This is a genomic window from Streptomyces scabichelini (assembly GCF_011045015.1).
Classification (GTDB): Bacteria; Actinomycetota; Actinomycetes; order Streptomycetales; family Streptomycetaceae; genus Streptomyces; species Streptomyces scabichelini.
In genome coordinates, this window is sequence record NZ_JAAKZY010000276.1 from 1 (window position 1) to 12,553 (window position 12,553).

Below are 12,553 nucleotides of genomic sequence, written 5' to 3' on the forward strand. Positions count from 1 at the left end.
TGTCTCAGGAAACCCGCCCCTTGTACCAGCAAAGGGCCGTATGCCCACCCTGCGACGGGCTGACGCACCGGCCCACGACCCCGCACCCACCACCCACCCCAGGGGCGCGGGGAACTGCGCGACCAGCCACCCACACACCCGCACTCGCCCGAGAACCGAACCCACCACCCCCGGAGGCAACCTGCTCAACCGCCGGAGGCACGTCGTACGATGCCGAGCGTGACGCACGACGACGCTCCGCTGCTCGCGGACCTCATGCCGTGGTCCGTCGCACCGCCGCGGCTCGGCCGGGGGTGGCCGACGGCGCCCGACGCGGCGTCCCTGAAAGCGCGCTGGGACGCCTTCGTGAAGGCCGAAGGGCCCGATCGCGAGGCGTTGTTCGGTGTCACGCGGGCGCGGACCCTGCACTCCGCGGTGGCAGCGCTGCCGGGCCAGTCCGGCGGGACGGGGCGGCTGGCCCATGCGTCGGGGCCCTGCCCGGAGCCCGTACGGGTGCTGCACGGGCCGTTCGACGAACAGTGGCTGATCCCGGACAACCGGCTGATCGACGCGGCCCGCCCCGAACTGTGGCGAGTGGCGGACGAGCGCCAGGCGTTCGCCGTCGAGCAGGCGCCCGCCCCCGAGGAGCCCGTGCTGCTCGTCACGCCCGTCCTGCCCGTTCTCCCGCCGCAGGCGAAGAACGTCCCCGCGGCCCGTCCCGGTCGCATACACCCCCTGTTCCGGCGCCCCGGCGGCCTCGAACCCAACCTCGCGCCCGGCCTCGTGGACCACCTGGCCAAACGCCTTGGCCACTCCCCCGCTCCGCTGGACCTCCTCGCCTGGACGGTGGCGGTGGCGCGGGCGGGCACCGATGGATGCGTCGTCCCGCTGACCTCCGACCCCGAACTCTGGGCGTACGGCACCGAGTTGGGCCACCGCATGCTGTGGCTGATGCGCCGCGACGGCGAACGCCCCAAGCTCCCCGGCGGCCGCCGCCCCTACGTGCGCGCCCCGCTCCCGCCCCGCCCGCTGGAACTGCGCTACGACCGGGACGAGGAGACCCTCCACCTCGACGAGGGCCGTATCTCGCCCGTACCGCCCGCCGCCTGGGACTACGCGGTGGGGGGCGTCCGGGTCCTGGACCAGTGGTTCACCACCCGGACCACTCCCCCGGAGCCCGGCACCCTGGAGGCGATCCGCCCCGCCACCTGGCCCCAGACCTGGACGTCCGAGCTGCTGGAACTGATCACGGTACTGGCGCTGCTCGCGGAACTGGCGCCTCAGCAGGCCGAGTTGACCGTGACAGCGCCGATCACCGCGGCCGAGCTGCGCAAGGCGAAGGTCCTCCCGGTGCCGGCCGCGGCACGCAAGCCCGCCTCCGTCCTCGACCACCACGAGGAGGGCCCCGAGGGACAGTTCGCCCTGCTCTAGGGCATGTTCCAGGCCCTGTCGGGACCCTGCCGGGGCCCTGTCGGGCCGCGGCTCAGGCGAACGAGTCCAGCAGCCGCCCGAGCACCCGGTCGAACGCCCCCTCCGGGTCGTCCGGCGGTTCGACGCCCTGCGCGAACAGCGCCGCCAGGTGCGGGTAGTCGCCTGTCGCGACGCGGCTCATCATGTAGGCGCCGCGCACGGCCTGTTCCTGCTCCGCCGACCACGGCACGGAGCGGGTGCGCTCGGCGATGGCCTGTTCGTTGGCGACGACCGTCATGACCGAGCCGTTGATCATCCCGATCAGCTCCAGCTTCGTGCCGGGCGGTGCGTCGAGGCCGTCGAGGCAGGCGAGGCACCAGTCGAGATAGCGCAGGGCGTTGGGGCTGATGCTGTAGACGGTCGACATCACATGGACCAGCCACGGGTGGCGCCGCATGATGTCGCGGGTCTGGCGGGCCATGCCCAGCATGTCCGCGCGCCAGTCGCCGCTGGGCCCGCCGGACAGTTCGTACTCCCCGCTGACCAGGTCGACCATCAGCTCGTACAGGTCCTCCTTGCGCGGCACGTAGTTGTAGAGCGACATGGTGCCGCAGCCGATCTCGGCCGCGACGCGGCGCATCGAGACCGCGTCGAGGCCGTCCGCGTCGGCGATGCGGACGGCCGCCGCGGCGATGTCGCCGCGGCTGTACGCGGGCTTCGGACCACGGCCCGTGCGCTCGGGGCGCGCCCAGATCACTTCGGGTACGGCCGGTCGGCCCGCCATTGATCATCACCTCGCTCACCATCCTAGTTACGTACACCGTACGTAGTGAGGTATGGTCGAGCCATGACTACTACGTACGCTGTACTTAGTGAGGGGCTGGAGAAGCGGTTCGGCTCCCGGGGGAACGTGGTGCACGCCCTGCGCGGGCTCGATCTCGCCGTGCCCGAGGGCACCGTGTGCGGGCTGCTCGGGCCCAACGGCGCGGGCAAGACGACCGCGGTCCGGGTCCTGGCGACCCTGCTGGCTCCGGACGCCGGGTCCGCGCGTGTCGCCGGGTATGACGTCGTCCGCGAGGCGGCCGCGGTGCGCCGCGGCATCGGGGTCACCGGGCAGTACGCCTCGGTGGACGGCGATCTCACGGGCGCCGAGAACCTGCGGCTGTTCGCGCGGCTGCTGCGCGCCCCGCGGTCGCGGGCCGACGAGCTGCTGGAGCGGTTCGCGCTGAGTGACGCCGCGGACCGTCCGGCCCGCACCTACTCCGGTGGCATGCGGCGCCGTCTCGACCTCGCCGCGAGCCTGATCACCCGGCCCGCCGTACTGTTCCTGGACGAACCGACCACGGGACTCGACCCGCGCAGCAGGAACGGAATCTGGGACGCCGTACGGGAGTTGGCGAAGGCCGGCACGACCGTGCTGCTCACCACGCAGTACCTGGAGGAGGCTGACCGGCTGGCCGACGCCATCGTGCTGATCGACGAGGGCCGGGCCGCGCACCAGGGCACTCCGGCCGAACTCAAGGCGCAGATCGGCAGTTACGCCGAGGTGGTCGTCGCCGCGGACGGCGGCGAGCCCGCGCTGCACGCCGCCGCGGTCGTCCTGGACCAGCTGACCGGCTCGGAACCGGTGCTCGACCACGAGCGGCGCACGGCGGGCACGGTCGTCCTCGACCCGGCCGTCACGCTCCCCCGCGTGGTCCTCGAACTCGACGCCGCCGGTGTACCGGTCGTCGACGCGAGCCTGCGCCCGCCCACCCTCGACGAGGTGTTCCTGCGCCTCACCGACCGGAAGAAGGTCACCGCATGAGTGCGGCCATCGGCTCCCCCGTCCACGACTCGGCCGCGGTTCTGGGCCGCCACCTCCAGAAGGTCAGGCACGCGCCGGCGATCACGGTCCTGACCCAGACGACGCCGATCGTCTTCCTGCTCTTCTTCGGCTATGTCTTCGGCAGCGCGCTCGCCATGCCGGGGCAGGAGTACCGGGCGTACCTGGTGCCGGGGATGCTGGTCGCGACGGTGGCAGGCGGCATCATGACCGGGATGTTCACCTCCGCCCAGGACTCGCACCGTGGCGTGATGGACCGCTTCCGTGCGCTGCCCATGAGCCGCTCGGCGATCCCGGTCGGCCAGGCCGTGGCGGACCTGCTGATCACGGCGGCCGGACTCGTCCCGCTGATGCTGGTCGGGCTCGCGATGGGCTGGCGGATCGAGGGCGGCGCGCTCGAAGCGGCGGGCGCCTTCGGGCTGTTGCTGCTCTTCCGCTTCGCGGCCACCTGGGTCGGCATCCTGCTCGGTCTCGCCTCACAGAGCGAGGAGGCGGCGGGCCAGCTCGCCAGCGCGACCTTCATGCTGCCGCTGCTGTCCAACGCGTACATCCCGACGGACAACCTGCCCACCTGGCTGCGCACCGTCGCCGAGTGGAACCCGATCAGCGCGGTGACGACGGCGGTCCGGGATCTGTTCGGCAACGCGCCCGTGCCGGAGGGTGCCGCGTGGCCCGTGGCGCATCCGGTGGCGGGGTCGCTGGCCTGGTGTGCGGTGATCCTCGCGGTGTTCCTGCCGCTCGCCGTCCGCCGGTATGCGACCGGCGGACGATGAGCGTCGATTCCTATTTCTGTGGGGCGAGTTCGGGCCCGAGGGAGGAGAACTTCTCCTGGGAGACCACGCGCTTCGGGGGCCAGGTGATGTTCTTCGGCGGCCACTTCTGGCCGGTCTTCTTCAGGAACCAGTCCGGCGGCTCGTACATGGGCGGCTCATAGCCGTCGGGCAGGGACGTCTTCCACTCGATGCCCTTCGTACGTTCCTTGAACTCGTCCTTGATCGCCTTCAGCCGCTCCGGCTGGGTGATCAGGTCGACGGCGGTCGCCGCCAGGTACCGGGCGGCGGCGATCACGGCGGCCTGGCCGGGAGCGGCGGCCGCGCAGGCGGCGGTGGACCAGGTGTGCATCTTGGTGCCGATCGGGGCGAGCGCGGCGCCCATGGACACCGTCGGCACGTTCCAGCTGATGTCGGCGACGTCCGTCGAACCGCCACCCATGAACACCGGGTTGGGCGCGGTCAGTTCGCCGATCTCGGTGTGCATGCCCTTCTGGGGCAGCCCGAGGGACTCCTGGAGGTCCTTCGCCAACTGCTGGGCCTCGTCGGTGAATTCGGGCGGACCGAGCTGCTTCATGTTGTCGTGCAGCAGCTCGGCGAAGGACTTCGAGGGGAGCTGGTTCCAGCAGGCGGAGGTGACGCGGTGCCGCACGCTCGTCTGGGATGCCTTGGCCGCCGCCTCGGAGACGGCGATCACCTTGTCGAGGAGGACCTGGACGCGGGCCGGGCTGCCCTCGCGGACGTAGTACGAGATCTCCGCGATCTCGGGGGTCACGTTCGGGATGTCGCCGCCGTTGTTGATCACCCAGTGGAGGCGGCCGGACGCGGCCAGATTCTCCTCGCGCAGGAACTCGGACATCGTTGCCATCATCACGGCGGCGTCCAGGGCACTCTTGTTGCCGAGCGGGGTGCCGCCGTGGCCCGCGACGCCGAGGAAGGTGAACGTCACCGCGGTCATCGCGGAGTTCGTGCCCCAGCCGGTGGCGTTCGACGTCGACGGGTGCCAGTCGAGGAACGCGTCGAGTCCGTCGTACACGCCCTTGCTGACCGCGTACGTCTTGCCGATCAGAGTCTCCTCGGCGGTCGAGCCGAAGAACTTCACCGTGACCGGCAGCCTGTGCTGCTTCGCGGCCTGCGCGACCGCCGCCGCGGCGGCTGCGGCGGCCGTACCGAGGGCGCTGTGCCCGCAGCCGTGGCCCGGGCCGTAGGTGGGCGCGAAGGGGTCGTGGATGTACTCGCGCGGGTCGTGGTGGCCGACGCCCTTGTTCTGCGAGAGGCCGGGCAGCGCGTCGTACTCACCGCTGAAGCCGAGGACGGGGCCGCCCGTGCCGTACGAGAAGGTCGCCGTGAACGCGGTCGGGAAGCCGGCGGTCCCGAACTCGACGTCGAATCCGGCCTTTTCGAGGAATCCGGCCTCGGCGAGCGACGACTTCCACTCGCGCAGGCTGAGCTCGGCGTTCTCCCAGATCTCGGCGTTGAGGCCGGTGATCCGGTCGCTTTGGCCCTTGATCCAGTCCAGCGCGGCCGTCTTGGCGGGGCTGTCCTTCGCGAGGCCTTCGGGCGCCTCGTACGCGGCCGAGGTGTCCGCCGCGGTGGCAGCGGACGAGATGTTGTCGGACGACGCGGCCATCACGGGATCCGCCTCGGCCGTCATGACGGCGGTCGTCACTCCTGCCGCGCCGAGCATCTGCATGATGCGGCGGCGGCTCAGGGTCTGGCCGTTCGTGGTCGTCGACTCGTGTTCGTGGTGATCGTGCAGGTCACACACGCGCACCTCCCGGGGCGAGGTTTGGTGTAGCAGCCAATTGAATCGCGTAAACGATCAGCCACCCTGGACCCAGAAGATTGCCTCGTCAACATCCGTGGATGACAAGGCTGTTACGTGCGAGAACTCGCGCCGCCGCGCGGTGAGGAAGCCGAGGAGGAAGCGGAGAGAGAGCCGTACCCGCGCCCGGGGAAACACTCCGGGCGCCGCTGCGTGCCGTGGGGATGACGGACGATGAGATCCGCAGCGCTGCGCCGTGGCCGTGTTGTCGCCTGAGCGCGGGTCGGGGTCCTGCTCGGTGTCCGGTCGTCTGTCAGCGACCGGGGCCGCTGCTCAGCGGCCGCCGAACAGGGAACGGCGCAGTCGCCGCAGTGGCGCGAAGAGCGAGACCCGCCTCACTCGTGCACCCCTGCCGGAGCGCTCGTGCGTGGTGTCACGTGCGGTGAGCTCACGCATCAGCGAGGTCGCCTCGGTCGTCTCTCCCTGCGGGATGGCGGGGCCACCCATCACCGAGAGATGGCGGTCGAGGCGCGAACTGGTCGCGCTGCTCCCGCAGGTGATCGCAGGGACTCGCGCCCTGCCACGCACTGTTATCTGTTCCATGTCACTCCCCACCCATACGAGGGCACCCGGCCCGGGCAGGTTAACCCTATCGCTCCCTCATCACACTCGTGTATCCCGGGCGCAGGATTCACCTTCTCCGTAAGGCCGTTGACGATTACTCTCCGAATCCAACTGATTCCAGGGCGAGTTGGACAACTGGTGCGGAAGTCGGCTGCGGAGAGCCGCCCTGCGGCTCGACGGTGACGGCGAGTGACGTCGCGTCTGTATTCAAGTCGGTGGCGAGCAAGGGCGTGTCGCCCTCGAGCAGGCCCAGGGATTGCGGTTTCACCTCTGGTCTCATGAGCCACAGTTGGTGAACCCTTCCGTTCGTAGGTGTGGCGAGGCCCGCGGGGGTCACCACGGCGGCGCGCTCCGAGGCGGACGCGACGACATTGATGGCCTGGCCGCCCGCGACGCGTCCGGCGGTCGCGGCGGCGTCCGGCGCCGCGAGAACGTGGGCGATCTCACGTGCCTGGGTCCGCTCCTGGTCGAGCTGGTCCTGGGTGCGGGACGCCTGGACGCCGAAGAGTGCGGCGACGACGAGCGCGGCCGCGGCGGTGGTGGCGGCGAGGGGAGACAAGAGGCCGTGCAGACGCGGGACACGCGCGCGTGGCGGCTGTTGCGCGGCACGCATGCCCGGCAACGGCTGTGCGGCGGCACGTGCGTGTGGCTGCGGCCCTGCGAGGGCCCCCGTGGCGCTCTCCTGGGGTGTGTTGCGTACGGCCATGAGGACCCGGTCGCGCATCGCGGCCGGGGCCGGGGCGGCCGTGTTCCAGGCGAGGCGGACCGCGTCCTCGCGAAGGGCGCGCACCTCGGCGGCGCAGCTGTCGCAGCGCTTCAAGTGCTTCTCGAATCGCTGGTGTTCACCGGGTTCCAGGGCGTCCAGGGCGTACGGGGCAGCCAGCGAGTGCAGTTCGCGACGCCTGAAGAGGACGGTCATACGGCACCTCCCAGGCATTCGCGCAGCCGCGTGAGTCCGTCGCGCATGCGCGTCTTGACCGTGCCGAGCGGCAGGGAGAGCCGCTCGGCCACTTCACGGTACGTGTACCCGTCGTAGTAGGCGAGAGTGACGGACTGGCGTTGCAGCGCGGTGAGCCGGTCCAGGCAGTGGCGTACCCATTCGCGTTCCAGGCCGGCCTCGACCTCCTCGGCGACCTGGTCGAAGGCGGGCCCGTCCGCGCGCCGGGCCTCCCGCAGTTCGCGCTCGCCCGCCGCGCGGGCGCTGCGGACCCGGTCGACCGCCCGGCGGTGCGCCAGGGTGAGGACCCAGGCGAGGGCGCTGCCGCGGCCGGGGTCGTAGCGCGCGGCGGAGCGCCAGAGTTCGAGCAGCACCTCCTGAGCCACCTCCTCCGACTGGGCCGGATCCCGCACCACGCGGCGCACCAGGCCGAAGACCGGCCCGGACACCAGTCCGTACAGATCCTCGAAGGCCTTCTGGTCGCCTCTGGCCACGAGCACCAGAAGTTCGTCCGCCTCCACCCGTACCCCCCTCGCCACCCGTACCCCCTCTCCGGCCGCGTATCGGCCATCCCGACAGTCAAGCATTCGGCGCGAGCACGCCTCCGGATGGGGTTACGGATCAACTCCCTGAAAACGCGGGTGAATCTCGAACCAATCCGCTCGCTCGACGGCGCCGAATGGCGTGTGTCAGGCAACAAACCACGCGGCACGAGCGCTAGGGCCGACCGGACGACATCGTCCGTCGCTCTCGCCGGAACCGCCGGAACGCAGCTTGTAACAGAGGACGGACGGCATGACACCTAACACCCGCAGGATCGTGGGACGCAGGAGCCTCGCGACCCTCGTCTGTGGTGCGCTGGCTGCCGGGGGGCTAGCAGCCGCCGGCGTGACCGCGCTCGCACCGGACGAGGCGAGCGCCTCCAGCCACCGCGAGGCCCCGCTGATCTCGGGGACGCCGCAGTTCGACAACACGGACCTGTACGCGTTCGTGAGCCCCGACCACCCGGACACGACGACGGTCGTGGCCAACGTGATCCCGATGGAGGAGCCGGCGGGCGGACCGAACTTCTACACGTTCGCGGAGGATGCCCAGTACGACATCCACATCGACCAGGACGGGGACGCGCAGGGCGATCTGCTGTTCCGGTACACGTTCGACACGCACATCAAGAACGACAAGAGCTTCCTGTACAACACGGGGCCGGTCGAGAGCCTGGACGACCCCGACCTCAACATCACGCAGACGTACGACCTTCAGCTGCTGAAGCTGAAGGACCAGAAGCTCGTGAAGCGGACGTACGTCGCGGACGACGTGCCGGTCGCGCCGTCGAACGTCGGCAAGGCGTCGATGCCGGACTACGCCAAGCTGCGCGACCAGGCGGTCAAGGAAATCGCCGGATACAAGGCCAAGACGTTCGCCGGTCAGGCGGACGATCCGTTCTTCGCGGATCTGCGGGTCTTCGACCTGCTGTACGGCGGGAACCTGTCGGAGGTCGGCAACGACACCCTCAAGGAATACAACGTCAACTCCATCGCCCTGCAGCTGCCGAACGAGCTGATCCAGCAGTCGGCCGAGCAGCCGGTCGTCGGGGTCTGGGCGACCACGAACCGCAAGGGTGCGGACGGGAACTTCAGGCAGGTCTCGCGGCTCGGGAACCCGCTGGTGAACGAGGTCGTCAACCCGCTGAAGGACAAGGACAAGTTCAACGCGTCCGCGCCCTGGAACGACGCCGACTTCCTGCAGAACGTCACCAACCCGGAGCTGCCGAAGCTCATCGAGGCGATCTACAAGATCCCGGCGCCGGACGAGCCCAGGAACGACCTGGTGGACGTCTTCCTGAAGGGTGTGCCGGATCTCAACCAGCCGCCGTACGTCCGGCCCTCGGAGATGCTGCGGCTCAACACCTCGATCAAACCGGCGGCCGAGCCGAAGCGACTCGGTGTGCTCGACGGCGACAACGCGGGCTTCCCCAACGGGCGTCGGCTCACCGACGACGTGATCGACGCCTCGCTCCAGGTCGTCGAGGGTGAACTGCTCGGCGCCAAGAACGACTTGGGCGACGCGGTCGACAAGAACGACCAGGAGTTCGAGAAGGCGTTCCCGTACGTGGCCCAGCCGACCTCGGGCTCGCGCGGCCCGCTGGCCAAGGGCACGGACGCCACGAAGGGCGACGTGCGCAACCAGCTCGGCGACGCGCTGACGCCCACGGGCACGAATGCGAGCGGCAACGGCGTGAGCAGCATGGACGACACCACGCTGGTCGCCGTCTCGGCGGTGTCGGGCGCGGCCGGCTTCCTGCTGCTCGGTACGGGCCTGCTGTGGTGGCGCAGCCGCCGCCGGGTCCGCGGCTACTACTAGCCGCCCCCGACTGGCGCGGCCCGTACCCACCAACCCCCACGGCGCGGGCCGCGCCGTTCACCTTCGACCACGTCCGCTTCCACCCAGGAAATTTAGGAGAGGGCATGTCCCCGCGTAAGAACGAGGACGCGCAGCCGAGGGCCCGCGCCGACGAGACCGACCAGGACCCGGGTCGCATCGAAGCCACCGCACTCGCTGACGACGGGGACACACCCCAGGCCGACAAGGCCGCCCGCAAGGCCGACGCCGCCGGTTCCGCGCACGAGGAGAGCGGGGGCGAGGCCGGGCGGGAGTCCCGGCGGGGGCGGGCGTTGCGCATGGCCGCTTGTGCTGTTGCTCTCGCTGTTGCGATGACCGCGGCGGCCGTCGTGATGGGGGCACGGGACGACGGTGCGGCGAGTACGGCGGCGTCGGGGCCCGTTGTCGCCCCCGAGTTGCTGGCCAGCGGGAGTCTGGACTCGACGATATCCGCGCTTCAGAGCCATCTGCGGGCGCAGCCCAAGGACTTCAACGGGTGGGCCACGCTCGGTGTCGCGTATGTCGAGCAGGCGCGTACGCACGGCGACCCGTCGCGCTATCCGCAGGCGCAGCGCGCGCTGGAGCGGTCGCTGAAGCTGAGCCCCGACAACGACCCGGCGCTCGCGGGCCGCGCGGCGCTGGCCGCGGCGCGGCACGACTTCCGCGAGGCGCTGCGGTACGCGGACGACGCGCTGGACCAGAACCCGTACAACGAGCGGGCGTTGTCCTCGCGGATCGACGCCCTGGTCGAACTCGGCCGCTACGACGAGGCGTTGAAGGCCACCGACGAGGCCGACGCCCGTCGCCCGGGCATCCCGGTCTTCACGCGGTACGCCTACGTGCGTGAGCTGCGCGGTGACGTAGCCACCGCGCGGCGCGTCCTGGAGCAGGCGCTAGCCAGTGCCACCGCCCCCGGAGACGTGGCGTACGTGGCGACATCGCTCGGCCAACTCGCCTGGCGCGAGGGCGAGTACGGGACCGCGCTGAAGCACTACGCGCGGGCGCTGCGGGCCGACGGGGCGTACCTCCCCGCCCTTGAGGGCCGTGCCAGGGCCCAGGCCGCGAACGGCGACCCTGCGGCCGCGATCCGCGGCATGGAAGAGGTCGTGGCCAGCTATCCGCTGCCCGGCCCGTTGGTCGAGCTGGGCGAGCTGTACGAGGCCCGCGGCGGCGAGGGCGACAAGGCCAAGGCCCGCGACCAGTACGCCCTGGTCGACGCGTGGACCGCGCTGGCCCGCGCGAACGGCGTCAACGCCGACCTCGACACCGCCCTCGCGGCGGCGGACCACGGCGATCGCAAGGCCGCCCTGCGCGCCGCGCAGGCGGAGTGGGACCGCCGGCAGACCGTGCACACCGCGGACGCCCTCGCCTGGGCACTCCACGTCAACGGCCGTGACGAGGAAGCCCTCCCCTACTCCCGCCGTGCCACGGCGACCGGCTACCGCGACGCCACGTTCCTTTACCACCGCGGCATGATCGAACGCGCCACCGGCCACGAGAAGGAGGCCCGCGACAACCTGTCGGCGGCTCTCGAACTCAACCGGGGCTTCTCACCGCTGGGCGCCAAGGCCGCCCGTGCGGCCCTGGACGCGCTGGGCGGTGCCAAGTGAGCGCAACCGCAGGGAAGACGGCGCGGAAGGCGCATGCGCCGCACTCCGTGCGCCGTCGCCGGTTCGCCGCCTGCGTGGCGGTTCTCATGGCCACCCTCGCCCTGTTGCTCGTACCGACGGGAACGGCGGCCGCGCACCCGCTGGGGAACTTCACCGTCAACCGGTACGACGGTCTCGTCATCGGTCCCGGGAAGCTGCGGATCGACCACGTGGAGGATCTCGCGGAGATCCCGGCGACGCAGGCCAAGCCCGCGATCGACAAGGCGGGCAAGGAGAGTTGGGCCCGGCAGCGGTGCGAGACGGCGGCCCGGAAGAGCCGGGTGACCGTGGACGGGCGCAAGGCCGCACTGACCGTCGGGGACAGCCGCGTACGCGTGCGGCCCGGCCAGGCGGGGCTCGACACCCTTCGGGTGGAGTGCCGTTGGACGGCACCGCTGTCCGACGGCGACGTCTCCCTGCGCTTTCACGCCGCCGTCGACGACGGCCCCGGCTGGCGCGAGGTCACGGCGCGCGGCGACCGCATGACCCTCACCTCATCGGACGTCCCCACGAAGTCGGTGTCCCGTGAACTGACCAGCTACCCCCAGGAGTTGCTGTCGTCACCGGAGGACACGGCGACCGCATCCCTGGACGCCCGTCCCGGCGGCCCCGCCCTCGACGAGGAGAGCGCCGACGCCCCCGCCTCCTCCGTACTGCCACGCGGCGCCGACCGCTGGACTCGCGCTCTCGACGAGCTGGTGGCCCGGCACGACCTGAGCCTGGGCTTCGCGGCGCTCGCGATGGGCATCGCCGTACTGCTCGGCGCGCTGCACGCCCTCGCCCCGGGCCACGGCAAGACGATCATGGCCGCCACGGCCGCCGCCCGCGGCAACGCCACCCTCCGCGACGTCCTGCCGCTCGCCGCCTCCGTGACCGTCACCCACACCCTGGGCGTGATCGCCCTCGGCATCCTCGTCACCGCCGGTTCTGCGGCCGCCCCCTCCGTGATCGCCTGGCTCGGTGTGACCAGCGGGATCGTCGTCACCGTCGCCGGCGCCACCCTCGTACGCAGGGCGTGGCGCCAACGAGGACACGGGCACGGACACGGGCATGGACATGCGCACGGACATGGGCACAGCCACGGCCATGTTCACGATCACGGTCCCGACCACTCGGACGATCACGGGCACGATCACGGCCACACACACAGCCACGACGGGCATGGCCACGGGCATGAGAACGGGCATGACCAGGCCCTGTCTCTTATACACAACT

11 protein-coding genes are annotated in these 12,553 nt (G+C 71.1%); 6 read left to right on the forward strand and 5 right to left on the reverse strand.

Going from position 1 to position 12,553, the window contains the following annotated elements; genetic code table 11:
- Positions 1 to 210: 210 nt before the first annotated feature.
- A complete protein-coding gene (locus tag G5C60_RS45335; protein WP_165269192.1) occupies positions 211 to 1,410 on the forward strand; it encodes a type ISP restriction/modification enzyme in 1,200 nt (399 codons plus the stop codon).
- Between the two features lie 52 nt (positions 1,411 to 1,462).
- On the opposite strand, the gene G5C60_RS45340 is transcribed toward G5C60_RS45335, so the two are convergent.
- Complete coding sequence (locus G5C60_RS45340; protein WP_165269194.1) at positions 1,463 to 2,173, reverse strand: TetR/AcrR family transcriptional regulator; 711 nt, start codon at positions 2,171 to 2,173, stop codon at positions 1,463 to 1,465.
- 63 nt (positions 2,174 to 2,236) lie between these two features.
- Between G5C60_RS45340 and G5C60_RS45345 the strand changes: the two genes are divergently transcribed.
- Both G5C60_RS45345 and G5C60_RS45350 read left to right on the forward strand, forming a co-directional pair.
- A complete protein-coding gene (locus G5C60_RS45345; RefSeq protein WP_165269196.1) occupies positions 2,237 to 3,196 on the forward strand; it encodes an ATP-binding cassette domain-containing protein in 960 nt (319 codons plus the stop codon).
- Complete coding sequence (locus G5C60_RS45350) at positions 3,193 to 3,987, forward strand: ABC transporter permease (protein WP_165269198.1); 795 nt, start codon at positions 3,193 to 3,195, stop codon at positions 3,985 to 3,987. The genes G5C60_RS45345 and G5C60_RS45350 overlap by 4 nt, the downstream gene beginning before the upstream one ends.
- 10 nt (positions 3,988 to 3,997) lie before the next feature.
- Here the strand turns inward: G5C60_RS45350 and G5C60_RS45355 are convergent, their stop codons facing one another.
- The 4 genes from G5C60_RS45355 to G5C60_RS45370 all read right to left on the reverse strand — a co-directional run bounded on the left by G5C60_RS45355 (position 3,998) and on the right by G5C60_RS45370 (position 7,831).
- Positions 3,998 to 5,752 carry an amidohydrolase gene (locus G5C60_RS45355; protein ID WP_338146118.1) on the reverse strand — a complete coding sequence of 585 codons (1,755 nt, stop codon included), beginning with the start codon at positions 5,750 to 5,752 and terminating at the stop codon, positions 3,998 to 4,000.
- 330 nt (positions 5,753 to 6,082) lie between these two features.
- Positions 6,083 to 6,352: a hypothetical protein gene (locus G5C60_RS45360; RefSeq protein ID WP_165269200.1), complete on the reverse strand. Its 270-nt coding sequence runs from the start codon at positions 6,350 to 6,352 to the stop codon at positions 6,083 to 6,085.
- A 115-nt stretch (positions 6,353 to 6,467) separates the two neighbouring features.
- Positions 6,468 to 7,292: an anti-sigma factor gene (locus tag G5C60_RS45365; RefSeq protein WP_165269202.1), complete on the reverse strand. Its 825-nt coding sequence runs from the start codon at positions 7,290 to 7,292 to the stop codon at positions 6,468 to 6,470.
- Positions 7,289 to 7,831, reverse strand: a complete 543-nt coding sequence (locus G5C60_RS45370; protein ID WP_165269208.1) for an ECF RNA polymerase sigma factor SigK — start codon at positions 7,829 to 7,831, stop codon at positions 7,289 to 7,291. The genes G5C60_RS45365 and G5C60_RS45370 overlap by 4 nt, the downstream gene beginning before the upstream one ends.
- Positions 7,832 to 8,105: 274 nt before the next feature.
- Between G5C60_RS45370 and G5C60_RS45375 the strand changes: the two genes are divergently transcribed.
- From G5C60_RS45375 to G5C60_RS45385, 3 genes are all read left to right on the forward strand, one after another.
- A complete protein-coding gene (locus G5C60_RS45375) occupies positions 8,106 to 9,671 on the forward strand; it encodes a DUF4331 domain-containing protein (RefSeq protein ID WP_165269204.1) in 1,566 nt (521 codons plus the stop codon).
- A 104-nt stretch (positions 9,672 to 9,775) separates the two neighbouring features.
- Positions 9,776 to 11,299 carry a tetratricopeptide repeat protein gene (locus tag G5C60_RS45380; protein WP_241267540.1) on the forward strand — a complete coding sequence of 508 codons (1,524 nt, stop codon included), beginning with the start codon at positions 9,776 to 9,778 and terminating at the stop codon, positions 11,297 to 11,299.
- An 86-nt stretch (positions 11,300 to 11,385) separates the two neighbouring features.
- Positions 11,386 to 12,553, forward strand: a 1,168-nt coding sequence (locus G5C60_RS45385) for a nickel transporter (RefSeq protein ID WP_165269210.1), incomplete at its 3' end; no start/stop codon positions are given.